Below are 16,795 nucleotides of genomic sequence, written 5' to 3'. Positions count from 1 at the left end.
CCGGGGGCCGGGGGCCGGGGGCCAGGGGGCAGAGGCCGCGGGGCCAGGGTGGGGTCAGCTCTTGACCAGCAGTCCCCGGCCCCGCAGCACCGCTCGCTCCAGCGGGCTGAAGAGCAGCAGATCGATGGCGATGCCGACGGTCAGGATCAGCAGGATGGCCAGGAACACCCCGGGCATATCGGAGTTGTTCCGCCCGTTCTCCAGCAACTGGCCGAGCCCCAGGCCCAGATCGGGCGAGGACGCGATGATCTCGGCGGCCATCAGCGACCGCCAGGAGAACGCCCAGCCCTGTTTGAGCCCCGCCACATAGCCGGGGAGCGCCGCCGGCATCACGATGTGCCAGGTGCCCTTCAGCCCCGTGGCGCCCAGGGTGCGGCCCGCCCGCAGAAAGAGCGGCGGCACCTGGTCGACCCCGGAGACCAGCCCGTTGGCGATGGAGGGCACCGCGCCCAGCAGGATCACGGCGTACATCATCTGGTTGTTCAGCCCGAGCCAGATGACCGCGGGCGGCACCCAGGCCACCGAGGGCAGCGACTGGAGACCGGAGAGGATGGGCCCGATCGCGGCCCGGACGAACTTCACCCGGGCGACCAGCAGCCCCAGCGGAGTGCCGATGGCGAGCGCCAGCAGAAAGCCGAGCAGACCGCGAGAGACGCTGGTCCAGACGACCTCCAGCAGGGTGCCCTGCAACCACAGGTCGGACACGCTGTCCCACACCGCGGACGGTGCGGGCAGACTGCCCTCGTCGGTGACCTCCGCCCAGACCAGGAACTGCCATACGGCGACCACCAGGGCGACCGCGACCAGCGGCGGCAGCACCTTCTTGAGGAGGACCTCGCTCACCGGGGTGCGATGGGACTGCACCGTGTCCAGCGCGTCGAGCCCCGCTTCCAGACCGGCCAGATCGTCGGATTCAGCGCCCTTGGCGGCGGTGTCAGTGCTGGCCATGTCGGCGGATCTCCCCACGCAGTTCTTCGGTGATCTCGATGGACAGCTCCGCCACGGCGGCGTCCTCGATACGGCGCGGCTGTTCGATGCCGACGGTCCACTCCCGGGCGATCCGCCCCGGGCGCGAGGACAGCAGCACCACCCGCTCGGCCAGCCGCACGGCCTCACGGACGTTATGGGTGACGAAGAGCACCGACAGCCGGGTCTCGCGCCAGATCCGGGTCAGCTCGTCATGGAGCACATCGCGGGTGATGGCGTCCAGCGCGGCGAACGGCTCGTCCATCAGCAGCAGCTGGCTGTCCTGGGCCAGCGCCCGGGCGAGCGCCACCCGCTGGCGCATACCGCCGGAGAGCTCGTGCACCCGCTTGCCGTAGGCGCCGCTGAGGCGCACCAGGTCGAGCAGCCGCTCCGCCTCGGGCCGCCGCTCCGCTTTGGCGACCCCGCGCAGCCGCAGCGCGAGCTCGATGTTCTTGCCCGCCGTCAGCCAGGGGAACAGGGCGTGCTCCTGGAACATCAGCGCGGGGCGGCCCTGGGTGGTGATGGCGCCGGCGGAGGGCCGGTCCAGGCCCGCCACCAGATTGAGCAGAGTGGACTTTCCGCAGCCCGAGGCCCCCAGGAGGGTGACGAACTCGCCCGGAGCGACATCGAGGCTGATGTCGTCCAGGACGAGCTGCCCGCCCGCGGGGCCCGTGAAGGACTTCGAGACATGCTCGATACGGGCGGCGGGTCCGGCCGTCGTCGTCGTACGGTCCTCGGCCTGGTCCTTGGTGAGGGTGGCCATGGTCGTCACCTCCTGGGGAACGTGGCTGCGGATTTACTTGACGCCGAGACCGGCGTCGGAGACCTCGGGCTCGCCCTCGGCCTTGAGGACCTTGTTCAGCGCGCTCAGGTCGTAGATGCCGTTCAGGTCGGGCTTCTCCAGCAGCCCGGCCTTCACCGCGTATCCGGCCTGCGTCTGGAGGGTGGTGGCCAGCGGGTCGTCGGTGAACGCGATCGAGGGCCACGCCGGGTCGATGATCTCGGCGGGCAGTTCCTTGCCGGTGAGCGCCTTCAGCTTGGCGTTGGCGGACGCCTTCGCCTTCTCGGGGTTGGCGTTGATCCAGGCGTTGGTCTTCACCGAGCCGCGGACCACGGCCTCCACCACGTCCGGGTGCTCCTTGAGGAACTTCTGCGACACGATGATGTGGGTGATCACGAACTTCTCGTCCGGCCACAGCGTCGACTCGTCGAGCAGCTCCTTGGCGCCCAGTGCGACCAGCTTGGACGCGGTCGGCTCCGGCACCCACGCGCCGTCGATGGAGCCCGACTTATAGGCGTCCGGGGTGATCTTGTTGTCGGAGCGGACGACGGAGACGTCGCCCTTGCCGCTCTGGGCGTCGGTCGTCCAGCCCTTCTCGGCTATCCAGTTGAGGAACGAGACGTCCTGGGTGTTGCCCAGCTGCGGGGTCGCGATCTTCTTGCCCTTGAGATCGTCCAGCGTCTTGATCTTCTTGGGGTTCACCACCAGCTTGACGCCGCCGGAGGCGGAACCGGCGACGATCCGCAGATTCTTCCCCTGGGACTTGGTGAAGCCGTTGATCGCGGGCGAGGGGCCGATGAAGCCGATGTCGATGGAGCCCGCGTTGAGGGCCTCGATCTCGGAGGGCCCGGCGTTGAAGGTGGTGGACTTGAGCTGGGTGCCGCCCAGTTCCTTCTGGAGGATGCCCTCCTGCTCGCCGACGAGGGCGGTGGCATGGGTCAGATTGGGGAAGTAGCCCAGCTTCACGGTGTCGGCGGAGAGCTTCTCGCCCTTGGCGGCCGGTGCGGCCTTGTCGCTCTCATCGGCCTCGGAGCCGTAGCCGCAGGAGGCGAGCGCGCCGATCAGCAGCGGCAGAGCGGCGGCGGCTGCGATACCGCGGCGCAGGATGGTACGGGTGGCAGGCACGGAGGGCGTTCCTCTCGTAAACCCCGGCGCTCACGTCGGACGGACGCGGCCGGGATGTCGGCGGATCTCTGTCTTCGTCTCTGATACGGATGGCTGGGAGGCGTTATCGCGCACATCGCACGACACCCCCCGAGCCCGCGCCGAGGGTGCCGCTGCCCACTCGGCCGCCCTCCTTCGCGAAGGTCGCGTACACATCGGTCATCTCAGAAATCCCATGCTGTGTCGTCGTCGCCGTCGGCCGGCTGTGCGGCCCGGGCGGTGCTCGCGAACGAGTCTCCCGCCATGCCGGCCGCCAGCGTGGTGCCGTCGGCCGGGTCGATCAGAAGGAACGAGCCGGTGCGCCGGGACTCGGCGTACGAGTCGAGGGCGAGCGGCTCGGCGGTGCGCAGCGTCACCAGGCCGATGTCATTGGCGACCAGCAGTCCGGGGGCCGGGTGCTGGGAGAGGTCGTCGAGGGTGAGCCGGGAGGGGATGTCCCGGACGATCGCCTTGACGGTCCGGGTGGTGTGCTTCAGCAGCACCCGCTGGCCCACGGTGAGCGGCTGGTCGGCGACATGGCAGACCGTGGCCTCGATGTCCTGGGCGGTCGCCGGGACATCGGTGCTCGGCACGATCAGATCGCCGCGCGAGACGTCGATGTCGTCCTCCAGCAGCAGGGTGACCGACTGCGGGGTCCAGGCGATGTCCACCGCCTCGCCGAGCAGATCGATCCCGGCGATCTTCGACGTACGGCCGGACGGCAGCACCGTCACCGCCTCGCCGGTGCGGAAGGTGCCCGCCGCGATCTGGCCCGCGTACCCCCGGTAGTCGGGGTGCTCGGCGGTCTGCGGGCGGATGACGTACTGCACCGGGAACCGGGCGTGGCAGCCGGTGAGGTCATGGGCGACCGGCACGGTCTCCAGATGCTCCAGCACCGTCGGCCCGCCGTACCAGTCCATATGGGCGGAGGGCTCCACCACATTGTCCCCGGCGAGCGCGGAGATCGGGATGGCGGTGATCTCGGGCACGCCCAGCTCCAGGGCGTAGGTGGTGAACTCCTCGGCGATCTCCGCGAAGACGGGCTCGGCATAGCCGACCAGGTCCATCTTGTTGACCGCGAGGACCACATGCGGCACCCGCAGCAGGGCGGCGACGGCGGCATGGCGGCGGGTCTGCTCCACGACCCCGTTCCGCGCGTCGACCAGGACCACCGCGAGCTCGGCCGTGGAGGCCCCGGTGACCATGTTCCGGGTGTACTGCACATGCCCGGGGGTGTCGGCGAGGATGAACCGCCGCCGCGCGGTGGCGAAGTAGCGGTAGGCCACGTCGATGGTGATGCCCTGCTCCCGCTCGGCCCGCAGACCGTCGGTGAGCAGCGCCAGATCGGGCGCTTCCTGGCCCCGGGAGCGGGAGGCGTGCTCCACCGCCTCCAGCTGGTCGGTCAGCACCGACTTGGAGTCGTGCAGCAGCCGCCCCACCAGGGTGGACTTGCCGTCGTCGACGGAGCCCGCGGTCGCGAAACGCAGCAGGGTGGTGGCGGAGAGATGATCGGTGGCGGTCGTCATGGCTAGAAGTACCCTTCGCGTTTGCGGTCTTCCATCGCCGCCTCGGAGAGCTTGTCGTCGGCGCGGGTGGCGCCGCGCTCGGTGAGCCGGGAGGCCGCGATCTCGGTGATCACCGCGTCCAGGGTGGCGGCGTCCGAGTCCACCGCGCCGGTGCAGGACATGTCGCCGACCGTGCGGTAGCGGATCAGCCGGGTCTCGACCTGCTCGGAGTCCTTGGGGCCGCCCCAGTCGCCCGCGGTCAGCCACATCCCCGACCGCTGGAACACCTCGCGCTCATGGGCGAAGTAGATCTCCGGCAGCTCGATCCGCTCCCGCTCGATGTACTGCCAGACGTCGAGCTCGGTCCAGTTGGACAGCGGGAAGACCCGCACATGCTCGCCGGGCGCGTGCCGTCCGTTGTAGAGCTGCCACAGCTCGGGGCGCTGCCGGCGCGGATTCCACTGCGAGAACTCGTCGCGCAGCGAGAACACCCGCTCCTTGGCGCGGGCCTTCTCCTCGTCCCGGCGCCCGCCGCCGAAGACCGCGTCGAAGCGGTGGAGCTGGATCGCCTCGGTCAGCGGCACGGTCTGGAGCGGATTGCGGGTGCCGTCGGGGCGCTCGCGCAGCTTCCCGGCGTCGATGTACTCCTGTACGGAGGCCACATGCAGCCGCAGTCCATGCCGGTCCACCACCCGGTCGCGGTACTCGATGACCTCGGGGAAGTTGTGCCCGGTGTCCACATGGAGCAGCGAGAAGGGGACCGTGGCGGGTGCGAACGCCTTCAGCGCCAGATGCAGCATGACGATGGAGTCCTTGCCGCCGGAGAAGAGGATCACCGGCCGCTCGAACTCTCCCGCCACCTCGCGGAAGATGTGCACCGCCTCGGATTCGAGCGCGTCGAGATGGGAGAGGGCGTAGGGACTGTCCTCGTCCTGAAGGCCCGCGACCGCCGTCGTACCGTGTGCCTCGCTCACAGAACACCCCTTTCGGCGAGCAGCGCCCGGACCGCGGTCGCGGACTCGTCGACGCTCTGGTGCTGGGACTCGATCCGCAGATCCGGCGCGGCGGGCGCCTCATAGGGGTCGTCGACCCCGGTCAGCCCGCTGATCTCACCGGCCGCCTGCTTGGCGTACAGCCCCTTCACATCACGCTCGGAGCACACCTCGACCGGGGTCGCCACATGAACCTCCAGATACGGCGTGGACGCGGCGGCGTGGCGCTTGCGCACCGCCTCCCGGCTGTCGGCGTACGGCGCGATGACCGGTACGAGCACCTTCACACCGTGGGACGCGAGCAGTCCGGCGACGAAGCCGATCCGCTGGACGTTGGTGTGCCGGTCCTCGCGGCTGAAGCCGAGGCCCGCGGAGAGGAACTCGCGGATCTCGTCGCCGTCGAGGACCTCGGTGCGATGGCCCTCGGCGCGCAGCCGCTCCGCCAGCGCGTAGGCGATGGTGGTCTTGCCCGCGCTCGGCAGCCCGGTGAGCCAGATGGTGGCCCCAGTCACTTCGCTCTCCCGCCGCTGAAGGTCTTCCATAGGACTCTGTGACCCTGTTCCGTCATCCGTGCAGTCCGCATTCCGTCTTGCCCCGGCCGGCCCAGCGGCCGGCGCGCACATCCTCGCCCTCCCGCACCCGGCGGGTGCAGGGCGCGCAGCCCACGGAGGCGTAGCCGTCCATCAGCAGCGGATTGGTGAGCACGCCGTGCTCGGCGACATAGGCGTCGACGTCGTCCTGCGTCCAGCGGGCGATGGGGGAGACCTTGACCTTCCCCCGGCGCTCGTCCCAGCCGACGACGGGGGTGTTCGCCCGGGTGGGGGACTCGTCGCGGCGCAGCCCGGTCGCCCAGGCGTCGTACTCGGTCAGGCCCTCCTCCAGCGGCTGGACCTTCCGCAGGGCGCAGCAGAGATCGGGGTCGCGGTCATGGAGCCGCGGCCCGTGCTCGGCGTCCTGCTCGGCCACCGTACGGCGGGGGGTGAGGGTGATGAGACGGACGTCCATCACGGCCTCGACGGCGTCCCGGGTCCCGATGGTCTCGGGGAAGTGGTAGCCGGTGTCGAGGAAGACGACGTCTACGCCGGGGAAGGCGCGGGAGGCCAGATGGGCGACGACCGCGTCCTCCATGGAGGAGGTGACGCAGAACCGGGGGCCGAAGGTCTTTGCGGCCCAGCCGAGGATGTCGAGGGCCGGTGCGTCCTCGAATTCCCGTCCGGCCCGTTCGGCCAGCTCGCGCAGATCGGTGGTGCGTATGGCCGTCATATCTCCTCGGCTCCGCCGTCGTCGTTTCGCAGCCCCCGGGCCAGCAGCCCGAGGAACTTCAGCTGAAAGGCCCGGTTGCAGGCGGCGCACTCCCAGGCGCCGTGGCCCTGCTCGCTGGGGCGCAGATCCTCGTCTCCGCAGTAGGGGCAGTAGAAGGGGGCGGCGCGTCCGCTCATGAGAGGGACTCCGCGTCGGCGCGGGCCGCCCAGGTGGCGAAGCGTTCGCCGTCCGTGCGCTGCTCCTGGAAGCGGCGCAGCACCCGCTCGACGTAGTCGGGCAGTTCGGCCGAGGTGACCTTGAGTCCGCGGACCTTGCGGCCGAAGCCGGGCTCCAGTCCGAGCGCGCCGCCCAGATGCACCTGGAAGCCCTCGACCTGGTTGCCGTCGTCGTCCAGGACCAGCTGCCCCTTGAGACCGATGTCCGCCACCTGGATACGGGCGCAGGCGTTGGGGCAGCCGTTGACGTTGATGGTCAGCGGCTGGTCGAACTCCGGGAGACGGCGCTCCAGTTCGTCGATGAGCGAGGCGCCGCGCGCCTTGGTCTCCACGATCGCCAGCTTGCAGAACTCGATGCCGGTGCAGGCCATCGTGCCGCGCCGGAACGGGGACGGGTTCACCCGCAGATCCAGCGCCTCAAGACCGGCCACCACCGACTCGACCTGGGACTCCTCGATGTCGAGGACGAGCATCTTCTGCTCGGCGGTGGTGCGCAGCCGGCCCGAGCCATGGGCCTCGGCCAGTTCGGCGATCTTGGTGAGGATGGTGCCGTCGACCCGTCCGACGCGCGGCGCGAAACCGACGTAGAACCGGCCGTCCTTCTGGCGGTGCACCCCGATGTGGTCGCGCCACCGCTCCACGGGCTGCTCGGGCGCGGGCCCGTCGGCGAGCCGGCGCAGCAGATACTCGTCCTCCAGGACCTTCCGGAACTTCTCCGGTCCCCAGTCGGCGACCAGGAACTTCAGCCGGGCGCGGGTGCGCAGCCGCCGGTAGCCGTAGTCGCGGAAGACCGAGATGACGCCCTCGTACACATCGGGCACGTCGTCCAGCGGGACCCAGGCCCCCAGCCGTACGCCGATCTTGGGGTTGGTGGAGAGCCCGCCGCCCACCCAGAGGTCGAAACCGGGGCCGTGGTCGGGGTGTTCGACGCCGACGAACGCGATGTCGTTGATCTCGTGGGCCACATCGAGCAGCGGCGATCCGGAGATGGCGGACTTGAACTTGCGCGGCAGGTTGGAGAAGTCCTTGTTGCCGACGATCCGGCGGTAGATCTCGTCGATGGCCGGGGTGCCGTCGATGATCTCGTCCTCGGCGATGCCCGCCACGGGCGAGCCGAGGACCACCCGGGGGGTGTCGCCGCACGCCTCGGTCGTGGACAGGCCCACGGCTTCGAGGCGGCGCCAGATCTCGGGCACGTCCTCGATGCGGATCCAGTGGTACTGGACGTTCTGCCGGTCGGTGATGTCGGCGGTGCCGCGGGCGAACTCCTGGGAGATCTCGCCGATGACGCGCAGCTGGCGGGTGGTCAGCCGGCCGCCGTCGATGCGGACCCGGAGCATGAAGTACTTGTCGTCCAGCTCCTCCGGCTCCAGGATCGCGGTCTTTCCGCCGTCGATCCCGGGCTTGCGCTGGGTGTAGAGACCCCACCAGCGCATCCGGCCCCGCAGATCGGCGCCGTCGATGGAGTCGAAGCCCCGATGGGCGTAGATCGTCTCAATGCGTGTCCGCACATTGAGACCGTCGTCGTCCTTCTTGGTCTGCTCGTTGGCGTTGAGGGGGGTCATATGGCCAACGGCCCACTGACCCTCGCCGCGGTGGCGTCCGGCTCTGCGGCGGGGCGCGGCTGGGGCGGGCTTTTCCGGCGTGGCGGCCATGGCGGTATGTCCTTCGAGACTGCAGGAGGGCGGCTCTGAGCTGCACACGCGCGCTGAAGCGCGACGGTGCGCAGTGCGGTGATCCAGCGATTGCTGAGATGGCTCAGACGGGGCGGCGCAGGGGAGATCGGAAGCTGCGGGAGATCCGTTGACTGAGGGGGTGCGCGAGAGGGCTCGCGGCGATTCGCGGTGAAATGCTCGGCTGTGCTGGAGCTGTCAGCGGGTGGGACAGATGGCGCTGGACATGCGGCCGAGATCGACGTGCCGTCGACTCACCAAGGCAATTCCAGCTTCAGACATGACGGAAGCGTGTCACGGCGATCGGACGACAGTCCACCGTCATCCGTATGGTGGACAACTGTGTCTCGGATCGCGAGAAATGGATTGATCTTGGCCTGTCCGGGCGGGGCGGTGGTTCAGGGCGCTGACCGGTGGTTCGGCCGAGGGGCCGGTGATATGCCGGGCGGGGCGGGTGCGCTCCCATCCGTCGTGGTGTGGATGGCGGGCATCGGCCGCCCGATCGCAGGGTGATGGCCGGGTGGTGGCCGGGTTTCGGCCAATTGCTTGGGGTGGGTGCGGCCCGTCCGGGCGGGAGCGGGGCGTGGGGTGCTCGGGCGCGTCCGGGGCTGGGGTCCGGGGGCCGCGTCTTGCGCGGGCGCTCCGGGGGTAGGTCGGGTGTGGTGTGCTGGGGTCCGGTGTCCGCTCCGGGGTGGTGCCGGGACTCATGATTTACGGGCGCGTTTCCAGTCCTTGTTTGATGGCGGGCCTCCTTCGCGCCACAAATCACGTTTTACGTCCCGGCACCACCCCTGCGCGGCCCCCTCACATGAGACCCCAACCGCCGCCACCGATCCCGGCAGAACCAGCCCGCCCGGAGCGTCTGCCCCGGGGGTACGAAGCCGGGCCGCGCGCCCAGTGCGCCCGGGGCACGGGTGCGTCCGGCGGGTCCGGGTCCCGCGTCCGGGTCCCGCGTCCGGGTCCCGCGCCCGGGACGCGGGATCGTCAGGGGTGGGCGCCGGGCCAGGGGCCCGGGGTGGGCTCGTCCGGCTCGTCCGTCACCCGGGTGTCGTACAGCGCGAACCCGCGCCGCAGATAGTTGTCCATCGCATGCGGCCCGTCCTTGGAGCAGGTGTGCAGCCAGACCCGCTTCGTCGGCTCCAGCCCCGGCCGCCGCTCCGCCAGATCCCACGCCCTGGCCACCGCGTACGACAGCAGATGACCGCCGATCCGCCGCCCCCGGAACGCCGGGATCAGCCCGAAGTAGACGATCTCCACCGAACCGTCCGGCCCCGCCTCGAACTCCGCGTATCCGGCCGGAGTGCCCCGGTCGTACGCCACCCAGGTCTCGGCGCCCGGCCTGCCGAGCACCTCCGCCCACTCCGCGTAGGTCATCCCGAGCCGGTCGTGCCACTGGACGTCCCCGCCTACCGCCGTATAGAGGAAACGGCTGAACTCGGGCGAGGGCAGCTCGGCACGGACGATCCGCACATCCCCGGCGGGCTCGGCGGCGGGCCGGAGATCGGCGGGGGAGGTCTGCTCCAGATACCACGTGGTCACGGGGTTGCTCATACAGGTCAGGGAACCACGCCCGAGCGCTCCGGCCAAAGCCGGGGCACCACCTCCACCGCCACCCCGTCCGCGAACCGGTACGGACGGCTGGCCAGCACCGATGCCAGATGGCGGCGGAGCCGGGACATCTCCGCCCGCACCGTCACCGTACGCGTGGCGTCCGCGAAGAGCTCCCGCGCCAGCCCCGCCGCGCTCAGCCCGCCCGGGTGCAGCGCCAGCGCGTACAGCAGCTCGGCGTGGCGCGGGCTCAGCTCCTGCGTCCAACTGCCCGCCTCGCAGCACACCGTCACCGAGGCGGCGCGCGGCCGGCTCAGATCGAGCACCACCCGGGCCGGCGGGCCGGGCCGGTGCTCCCGCTCCTCGACCCGCACCAGCCAGCCGCCCGGCAGCGGCTCCACCGCGCACATCCCGAGCGAGGGCAGCCACAGGCTCCCCTCCCCGGGCGACTTGGGCAGCGGCAGCCGCCCCGGCGCGGGCATCCCGATTACCGCGGCGGGCCAGCCGTTGGCGTCCACGGCCACCGCCCGCCCCGTCAGCCGGCCCAGCAGCGGGGCGGCCACCGCCCGCAGCCGCTCCAGGGCGTGGAAGTGCCCGGTGCGCAGCTCCGCCTCGGCGAGCCGGGTGACCGACGCGACCAGGGCGAGCGTCGTCGGATGCATGGTGGACGGCGGCCCGCTGACGGCGATCACCCCGATCAGCCTCCCGTCGCGCGGATCGGTCAGCGGAGCGCCCGCGCAGGTCCAGCTCTGGTGCGCGGAGAGAAAGTGCTCGGCCGCGTGGACCTGGACGGGCCGGCGGATCGCCAGGGCGGTGCCCACCGCGTTGGTGCCGACCGACTCCTCATGGAGGGCCGCGCCCAGGACGAAGCCATGGGCGTCGGCCTTGCGCAGCACGCTCGCCTTGCCCTCGCGCCACAGCAGCCGCCCATCGGCGTCGGCGACGACCATGACATGCCGCGCGGCCTCCGCGATCGAGACCAGCGAGTCCCGCGGCACCGCCAGCACATCCCGCAGCGGAGAGTCGTTTCTGCGCCGCTCCACCTCCTCCCGGGGCAGCGGCTCCGCCCGCTGCTCCCGGTCGGGGTCGAGCCCCTGGCCCAGCAGCCGGCGCCAGGACTCCTCGATCTCCGCCCGTGGCCCGACCGGAGGGCGGCGTCCGCTCAGCGTGGCGTCCCGCACCCCCTTCAGCAGCCTGGCGGCGTCGCTTGCGTCCATGGCGGCGAGGGCGCCCAGGTCGATCGATCGGGTCTGCACGCGGGGTCCTCCTGCGCGGCGACGCCGATGTCGCCGCGGTATGGGTCGTGCGGTGGCGAGGGGCCGGCACGGCGCGGAGGCGGCAAGCCGCTGCAACCCCCTGCAACCCTCGCGCATGGGCATGCGCATGTCGGAAAGTGAACGACGCGAGGGGTGGTGCCGTGTCGGCGCAGCACCACCCCAAGCATGATCATCTACGACGGAGGGCGCTCACACCACCGGCCGGGCCCGCTCCACCACCCCCGCCAGATCCAGCGTGTGCGGCAGCGTCCCGAAGGCGGCGCCCCAGTCCCCGCCGAGCCGCGAGGCGCAGAACGCGTCCGCCACCGCCGGCGGCGCCCAGCGCACCAGCAGCGAACCCTGGAGCACCAGCGCCATCCGCTCCACCACCCGGCGTGCCCGCGCCTCGATCCCGTCCAGATCCGCCAGCTCGGTCAGCAGCGCCTTGATCGCGCCGTCGAGGCGGTGATCCGCGCCGCGCGCCGGCCCGACCTCGCCGAGAAAGGCGTCCAGCGCCCCCGGCTCGCGCTGGAGCGCCCGCAGCACATCCAGCGCCTGCACATTGCCCGAGCCCTCCCAGATCGAGTTGAGCGGCGACTCGCGCAGCAGCCGGGGCAGCCCCGACTCCTCGACGTAGCCGTTGCCGCCCAGACACTCCAGCGCCTCGACCGCCAGGGGTGTGCACCGCTTGGTCACCCAGTACTTGGCCGCGGGCACCGCGAGGCGCGCGAAGGCCCGCTCCTGCTCCGTACCGGCGTCGTACGCGGCGGCCAGCCGCAGCCCGAGCACCGTCGCCGCCTCCGACTCCAGCGCCAGATCCGCCAGCACATTGCGCATCAGCGGTTTGTCGATGAGCGGCCCCCCGAAGGCGTGCCGGTGGGCGCTGTGGTGAATCGCCTGCGCGACCGCCTGCCGCATCAGCGCGGCCGACCCGATCACACAGTCCAGCCGGGTCGCCGACACCATCTCGATGATGGTGCGCACCCCGCGCCCCTCGTCGCCGACCCGGTGCGCCCAGGTGTCCTCGAACTCGATCTCGCCCGACGCGTTGGACCGGTTGCCCAGCTTGTCCTTGAGCCGCTGGATCCGGAAGACGTTCCGGGTGCCGTCCGCGAGCACCCGGGGGACCAGGAAGCAGGTCAGCCCCCCGGGCGCCTGGGCGAGCACCAGGAATCCGTCGGACATGGGAGCGGAGCAGAACCACTTGTGGCCGGTGAGGACGTACTCGCCTTCGGCGGCGAGCGGCCGGGCGGCCGTGGTGTTCGCCCGGACATCGCTGCCGCCCTGCTTCTCCGTCATGCCCATGCCGAGAAGATTCCCCGCCTTCGCGGCGGGCGGGCGCAGCTCCGGGTCGTAGGCGGACGCGGTCAGCCGGGGCTCCCACTCGGCCGCGAGCTCCGGGTCGGCGCGGAGCGCGGGCACGGCGGAATGCGTCATCGACAGCGGACAGCCGTGCCCCGCCTCCGTCTGGGTCCAGACCAGGAAGCCCGCAGCGCGCCGGACATGCCCGGACGGCCTGCCCCAGGCGTTCGTCAGCCCCGAGGCGACGGCGTGCCCGAGCAGCCGGTGCCAGGCCGGATGGAAGTCGACCTCGTCGATCCGGTTGCCGTAGCGGTCGTGGGTACGGAGCCTCGGCGGGTTCTCGTTCGCCTGCGCCCCCCACTCCTGCGCACGGGCCGAACCCGCCGCGACGCCCAGCTCCGACAGCTCTTGGCACGCCTGGTCGGCGAGGCCCGGCGGAACATGCCGTTCCACCGCTTCTGCCAGCGCCCGGTCCGAGGTGAAGACGTCGTACTCCACCAGCGGCGGAGCCTGGTTGGTCACTGTGTGGGTGGTAGCTGCCATGCCGATACGGTAAGGAGGTGCAGGCAGCAAATGAAACACCCGAGCGGCCATCGGGACGACTTCACCGGGCCCGAGTCCTCTACCGCAATGTCTCCAAGCGGAAGATGGCGTGGCTGCTGCTGAAGGACACGGTCAACTCGTGCATCGAGTACCGCATCCTCGGCCTGGCGGCCGAAGCGGCGTTCTTCACCCTGCTCTCGCTGCCGCCCCTGATGCTGGGTCTGCTGGGCCTGCTCGGCTATATGGACGACTGGACCAACACCACCACGGTCGCGTCGATCGAGACCAACATCCTCAACGCGGTCGGCACCGTGCTCTCCGAACGCGGCGTCAACGACATCGCGAGGCCCCTGCTGGAGGACGTCACCCACGGCGGGCGGCCGGACCTCATCTCCATCGGGTTCGCGATCGCCCTCTGGTCGGGCTCGCGCGCGGTGAACGTCTTCATCGACACCATCACCGTGATGTACGGGCTCGACGGCCAGCGCGGCATCGTCGCCACCCGGCTGCTGGCCTTTCTGCTCTATCTGGTCGCGCTGCTGATCGGCGCGGTGGTGCTGCCCCTCGCGGTGGTCGGCCCCGACCGGGTCGTGGAGCTGATCCCCTGGGGCACGACGGTCGTCACCGTCCTGTACTGGCCCGTGGTGATCCTGCTCTCGGTCGCCTTTCTGACGACGCTCTACCACGTCTCGGTGCCGGTGCGCTCACCGTGGATCGAGGACGTCCCCGGGGCGCTGGTGGCCCTCGGGATGTGGGTGCTGGGGAGCTTTCTGCTCCGGATCTATCTCACCAGCACCGTCGAGGGCCCCACCATCTACGGCTCGCTGGCCGCGCCGATCGCGGTACTGCTGTGGATCGGCATCTCCGCCTTCGCGGTCCTGGTCGGCGCCGCGGTGAACGCGGCGATCGACCATGTCTGGCCCTCGGTGGCCACCGCGGCGGCCCGCGCGGCCAATGAGCGGATCCGGGCGGCCCAGGCGGTGGAGGTGCTGGCCAGGGCGAGAGCGGCGCATATCTTCGGCGAGTACGACGACGATGACGATGACGACGACGAGTACGACGCCGAGGGCGACGAGTACGGCACGGGCGGCGGATCGGGGGACATGCCCTCGGAGTTCCCCGAGCGCTGGTCCCGCTTTCTGCCGGTGGACGATGTGCGGTCCCGGCTGCACTCCGGCCACCACAAGCCGCCGACGGGCAAGCACCGCCGGCCGCCGGGGCCCTGAGCCATGTACCGGGAACGGCCTTCGGCGCTCCCGGGCGCCGTCGTCTGGGAGTCGGACGGCGACGGGCAGACGGTCCTCCCCGACGGCTGTCTGGACCTGCTGTGGACCCCCGGCCGGCTGCTCGTCGCGGGCCCCGACACCCGGGCCCACCGGGCCGGGGGCGGTCTCAGACACGCGGGGGTGCGCTTCGCGCCCGGAACCGCCCCCGCGCTCCTCGGCGTCCGCGCCGACGAACTGCGCGACCGGCGGGTCGACCTCGCCGACCTCTGGGGCGCGGCAAAGGCCCGCGAACTCGCCGAGCGCATCGACACGGCCGCCGACGCCGCCGCCGAGCTGGAGGCCGTGGCGCTGCGCAGGGCCGCCGCCGCGCCCTGGCCCCCCGACCCCCTGCTGGGAGAGGTCGTACGCCGGCTGGAGGCCGGCGCCAGCGTCGCCGCGGCGGCCGGGGCCGTGGGGCTCGGCGCCCGGCAGCTGCACCGCCGCTCGCTCGCCGGCTTCGGGTACGGACCCAAGACCCTCGCCCGGGTGCTCCGGCTCCAGCGGGCCCTGGCCCTGATCCGCCAGGGGACGCCGTACGCCGCCGCCGCGCTCGCCGCGGGCTGCGCCGATCAGGCCCATCTGGCCCGGGAGACCCGGGAGCTGGCCGGGACCACCCTCAGCGACTACGCGGCGTCGGCGAAGAGCGAGACCCCGCAGCCGTCGGGGTCCAGGACGACCGCGTAACGCTGCCCCCACACCGCGTCCCAGGGCGCGAGATGCCCCCGGTACCCGGCCCCGACCAGCTCCGCGTAGACCGAGTCCACCTCGGCCGGGCTCGCACAGCGGAAGGCGAGTCCGAGCCGCTCACCGCCCTCGGGCCGCCGCCACTGAGGGTCGAAGGAGCGGATGACGTCCTCGGTGTCCCAGAGCACCCGCAGCCCGCCGGGCCCGACGGCCTCGACATGCGGGGCGCTCTCGGCCCCGGCCGGGATGTCCAGCCCGAGACGGCGGTAGAAGGCGAGGGATGCGGCGAGATCGGAGGCGATGACGCTGAAGGCGTCGAGTCGTGGAGTCATGGACTCAACGTAGGCCGGGGGCGTACGGCGGGTCTTGAACGAATCGGACGCGGCGGCCGGACGGGGCCGCTCAGCGGCGGCCGGACCGCGGCCGGTTCAGTGGAGGCCGGCCGCCGTCCGGGACGCGGACCGCGCGGCGCCCGGGGTGAGCAGCCGTTCCGCCAGATGGCCGAAGACCAGCCCGAACACCGTCCACAGCGTCGCCTGGATCGCCAGCGTCGAGAGCCGGAACTCCCACACCACCGAGGCCGGGAATCCCTTCGGCACCTCGTCGAACGACGGCAGCAGCGCGAACGCCGGCCCGACCGCGAGCACGAAGGCCGCCGCCGCGGCGACCGTCGCGTTCCAGTCGCCCAGCCGGGGAGCCAGCCGCTGCCCCAGGATCACCGCCGCGACCCCCAGCAGCACACTGAGCGCGATCATCAGGAAGTACAGCGCCGTACGCTCGCCGATGGTGTCCGGATCGCCGACGGCCGGCGGGTTCGGCGGATACTTCAGATACGGCACCACATAGACGGTCAGCAGCGCGCCGAGCGCCACCAGCGCGGCCGTGGCGCGCGCGCCGAACCGGCCGACGCGGCCCAGGGCGACGCAGTAGGCGAGCGCCGCGATGCCGCCGACCGCGACGCCGAAGACGAGCAGTCCGGTGGCGAGCCCCCCGGTCGACTGCATGGTGCGGCTGACGAGTTCCTCGCCGCCGTGCTCATGGCTGTGGCTCTCCTCGAAGGCGATGGCGGCGTCCACCGGACCCTCGCCGAGGAAGTAGGCGACCACGAGGGCTGCGGCCCCCGCGATCAGACCCGCGAGCATGCCGCGCACCAGCAGGGCGCGGACGGATATGGAGTTCATGGCTGATCCCTGCTGTTCCCTGCGGTTCCCGCTGATTCCTGTGGACGGCTCTCGGTGGCTCTCCACGGCTCTCAGTGGCAGGGGAAGCCGAGCAGATGACGTCCGTCGTGCACCCACTCATGGACGGTCTCACCGGAGAGGAGCGAGGTGGCGCCCTGCTCCGCGCCGACGAAATAGAGCAGGATCAGCATCAGAACGCCGAAGAAGACGGCCCAGGGCGCGATCGCCTTCAGGGAGATGGGGGTGATCGCCGGTGTGGCGGCGGTGGCGGGAACAGTGGCCTGAGCCATGGCAGAACCTCCTGAGGGAACACGCGTCCCGGTCGTGGTGCCTGGTACTACGGACGAGAGCGCGGGGTCTGACTTCCCGTGGGACCACGGGTACACAGTGGCGCGACCGTGCCGGAATCTCACCGGACTTCCATCACACTCTCGTCATGTCCACGCGACCGTACCGCTTGTGAGCGCGCGCCGCCATG

18 protein-coding genes and 1 riboswitch are annotated in these 16,795 nt (G+C 71.4%); of the genes, 2 read left to right on the top strand and 16 right to left on the bottom strand.

Annotation, left to right across the window (positions count from 1 at the left end; all coding sequences use genetic code 11):
• Positions 1 to 54: 54 nt before the first annotated feature.
• The 13 genes from FF041_RS19385 to FF041_RS19330 form a co-directional block, all read right to left on the bottom strand.
• A complete protein-coding gene (locus FF041_RS19385) occupies positions 55 to 948 on the bottom strand; it encodes an ABC transporter permease (protein WP_153523982.1) in 894 nt (297 codons plus the stop codon).
• Positions 935 to 1,729, bottom strand: coding sequence for an ABC transporter ATP-binding protein (locus tag FF041_RS19380; protein WP_153483665.1), 795 nt, complete (start codon positions 1,727 to 1,729; stop codon positions 935 to 937). The genes FF041_RS19385 and FF041_RS19380 overlap by 14 nt, the downstream gene beginning before the upstream one ends.
• 33 nt (positions 1,730 to 1,762) lie before the next feature.
• Positions 1,763 to 2,872, bottom strand: a complete 1,110-nt coding sequence (locus tag FF041_RS19375; RefSeq protein ID WP_323392171.1) for an aliphatic sulfonate ABC transporter substrate-binding protein — start codon at positions 2,870 to 2,872, stop codon at positions 1,763 to 1,765.
• 203 nt (positions 2,873 to 3,075) lie between these two features.
• Positions 3,076 to 4,416 carry a sulfate adenylyltransferase subunit 1 gene (locus tag FF041_RS19370; RefSeq protein WP_153523981.1) on the bottom strand — a complete coding sequence of 447 codons (1,341 nt, stop codon included), beginning with the start codon at positions 4,414 to 4,416 and terminating at the stop codon, positions 3,076 to 3,078.
• 2 nt (positions 4,417 to 4,418) lie between these two features.
• Positions 4,419 to 5,369, bottom strand: coding sequence for a sulfate adenylyltransferase subunit CysD (cysD, locus tag FF041_RS19365; RefSeq protein WP_323392169.1), 951 nt, complete (start codon positions 5,367 to 5,369; stop codon positions 4,419 to 4,421).
• Positions 5,366 to 5,899 (bottom strand): adenylyl-sulfate kinase, encoded by a 534-nt coding sequence (gene cysC, locus FF041_RS19360; protein ID WP_323392167.1) that lies wholly within the window; start codon positions 5,897 to 5,899, stop codon positions 5,366 to 5,368. Before cysC ends, cysD begins: the two co-directional genes overlap by 4 nt.
• Before the next feature lie 52 nt (positions 5,900 to 5,951).
• Positions 5,952 to 6,650 carry a phosphoadenylyl-sulfate reductase gene (locus FF041_RS19355; protein ID WP_153523979.1) on the bottom strand — a complete coding sequence of 233 codons (699 nt, stop codon included), beginning with the start codon at positions 6,648 to 6,650 and terminating at the stop codon, positions 5,952 to 5,954.
• The gene (locus FF041_RS19350; protein ID WP_153483670.1) at positions 6,647 to 6,826 is read right to left on the bottom strand and encodes a hypothetical protein; all 180 of its coding nucleotides are present in this window, start codon (positions 6,824 to 6,826) and stop codon (positions 6,647 to 6,649) included. Before FF041_RS19350 ends, FF041_RS19355 begins: the two co-directional genes overlap by 4 nt.
• On the bottom strand, positions 6,823 to 8,520 hold the full coding sequence (locus FF041_RS19345; protein WP_153523978.1) for a nitrite/sulfite reductase: 1,698 nt from the start codon (positions 8,518 to 8,520) through the stop codon (positions 6,823 to 6,825). The genes FF041_RS19350 and FF041_RS19345 overlap by 4 nt, the downstream gene beginning before the upstream one ends.
• Before the next feature lie 216 nt (positions 8,521 to 8,736).
• On the bottom strand, positions 8,737 to 8,820 hold the full coding sequence (locus FF041_RS40350) for a putative leader peptide (protein WP_323392202.1): 84 nt from the start codon (positions 8,818 to 8,820) through the stop codon (positions 8,737 to 8,739).
• 702 nt (positions 8,821 to 9,522) lie between these two features.
• On the bottom strand, positions 9,523 to 10,089 hold the full coding sequence (locus FF041_RS19340; protein WP_153523977.1) for a GNAT family N-acetyltransferase: 567 nt from the start codon (positions 10,087 to 10,089) through the stop codon (positions 9,523 to 9,525).
• Positions 10,090 to 10,094: 5 nt separating this feature from the next.
• Positions 10,095 to 11,342 carry a helix-turn-helix domain-containing protein gene (locus FF041_RS19335; protein WP_407698174.1) on the bottom strand — a complete coding sequence of 416 codons (1,248 nt, stop codon included), beginning with the start codon at positions 11,340 to 11,342 and terminating at the stop codon, positions 10,095 to 10,097.
• A 210-nt stretch (positions 11,343 to 11,552) separates the two neighbouring features.
• A complete protein-coding gene (locus tag FF041_RS19330) occupies positions 11,553 to 13,187 on the bottom strand; it encodes an acyl-CoA dehydrogenase family protein (RefSeq protein WP_153523976.1) in 1,635 nt (544 codons plus the stop codon).
• Positions 13,188 to 13,204: 17 nt separating this feature from the next.
• On the opposite strand from FF041_RS19330, the gene FF041_RS19325 reads away from it, so the two are divergent.
• Positions 13,205 to 14,413 (top strand): YihY/virulence factor BrkB family protein, encoded by a 1,209-nt coding sequence (locus FF041_RS19325; RefSeq protein WP_323392164.1) that lies wholly within the window; start codon positions 13,205 to 13,207, stop codon positions 14,411 to 14,413.
• A 3-nt stretch (positions 14,414 to 14,416) separates the two neighbouring features.
• Complete coding sequence (locus FF041_RS19320) at positions 14,417 to 15,136, top strand: helix-turn-helix domain-containing protein (RefSeq protein ID WP_153523975.1); 720 nt, start codon at positions 14,417 to 14,419, stop codon at positions 15,134 to 15,136.
• Here the strand turns inward: FF041_RS19320 and FF041_RS19315 are convergent.
• From FF041_RS19315 to FF041_RS19305, 3 genes are all read right to left on the bottom strand, one after another.
• A complete protein-coding gene (locus FF041_RS19315; RefSeq protein WP_153523974.1) occupies positions 15,076 to 15,468 on the bottom strand; it encodes a VOC family protein in 393 nt (130 codons plus the stop codon). The genes FF041_RS19320 and FF041_RS19315 overlap by 61 nt on opposite strands.
• Before the next feature lie 96 nt (positions 15,469 to 15,564).
• Complete coding sequence (locus FF041_RS19310; RefSeq protein ID WP_153523973.1) at positions 15,565 to 16,317, bottom strand: CbtA family protein; 753 nt, start codon at positions 16,315 to 16,317, stop codon at positions 15,565 to 15,567.
• Positions 16,318 to 16,388: 71 nt separating this feature from the next.
• Entirely contained in the window at positions 16,389 to 16,607 is a 219-nt protein-coding gene (locus FF041_RS19305; protein ID WP_153481159.1) for a CbtB domain-containing protein, read from the bottom strand.
• A 52-nt stretch (positions 16,608 to 16,659) separates the two neighbouring features.
• A riboswitch (adenosylcobalamin (AdoCbl) riboswitch) is annotated at positions 16,660 to 16,753 on the bottom strand.
• Positions 16,754 to 16,795: the final 42 nt, after the last annotated feature.

Source organism: Streptomyces jumonjinensis, assembly GCF_009600885.1.
Classification (GTDB): domain Bacteria; phylum Actinomycetota; class Actinomycetes; order Streptomycetales; family Streptomycetaceae; genus Streptomyces; species Streptomyces jumonjinensis.
Note: the sequence above shows the minus strand (reverse complement) of the source record. Positions and strands in the feature narration are given on the sequence as shown.

Excerpts from the sequence above, each read along its gene's own strand:
- FF041_RS19350 (WP_153483670.1), bottom strand. The coding sequence starts at position 6,826 with ATGAGCGGACGCGCCGCCCCCTTCTACTGCCCCTACTGCGGAGACGAG.
- FF041_RS19315 (WP_153523974.1), bottom strand. The coding sequence starts at position 15,468 with ATGACTCCACGACTCGACGCCTTCAGCGTCATCGCCTCCGATCTCGCC.
- FF041_RS19320 (WP_153523975.1), top strand. The coding sequence starts at position 14,417 with ATGTACCGGGAACGGCCTTCGGCGCTCCCGGGCGCCGTCGTCTGGGAG.
- FF041_RS19355 (WP_153523979.1), bottom strand. The coding sequence starts at position 6,650 with ATGACGGCCATACGCACCACCGATCTGCGCGAGCTGGCCGAACGGGCC.
- FF041_RS19340 (WP_153523977.1), bottom strand. The coding sequence starts at position 10,089 with ATGAGCAACCCCGTGACCACGTGGTATCTGGAGCAGACCTCCCCCGCC.
- FF041_RS19330 (WP_153523976.1), bottom strand. The coding sequence starts at position 13,187 with ATGGCAGCTACCACCCACACAGTGACCAACCAGGCTCCGCCGCTGGTG.
- FF041_RS19310 (WP_153523973.1), bottom strand. The coding sequence starts at position 16,317 with ATGAACTCCATATCCGTCCGCGCCCTGCTGGTGCGCGGCATGCTCGCG.
- FF041_RS19380 (WP_153483665.1), bottom strand. The coding sequence starts at position 1,729 with ATGGCCACCCTCACCAAGGACCAGGCCGAGGACCGTACGACGACGACG.
- FF041_RS19305 (WP_153481159.1), bottom strand. The coding sequence starts at position 16,607 with ATGGCTCAGGCCACTGTTCCCGCCACCGCCGCCACACCGGCGATCACC.
- FF041_RS19385 (WP_153523982.1), bottom strand. The coding sequence starts at position 948 with ATGGCCAGCACTGACACCGCCGCCAAGGGCGCTGAATCCGACGATCTG.
- FF041_RS19370 (WP_153523981.1), bottom strand. The coding sequence starts at position 4,416 with ATGACGACCGCCACCGATCATCTCTCCGCCACCACCCTGCTGCGTTTC.
- FF041_RS40350 (WP_323392202.1), bottom strand. The coding sequence starts at position 8,820 with ATGTCTGAAGCTGGAATTGCCTTGGTGAGTCGACGGCACGTCGATCTC.
- FF041_RS19345 (WP_153523978.1), bottom strand. The coding sequence starts at position 8,520 with ATGGCCGCCACGCCGGAAAAGCCCGCCCCAGCCGCGCCCCGCCGCAGA.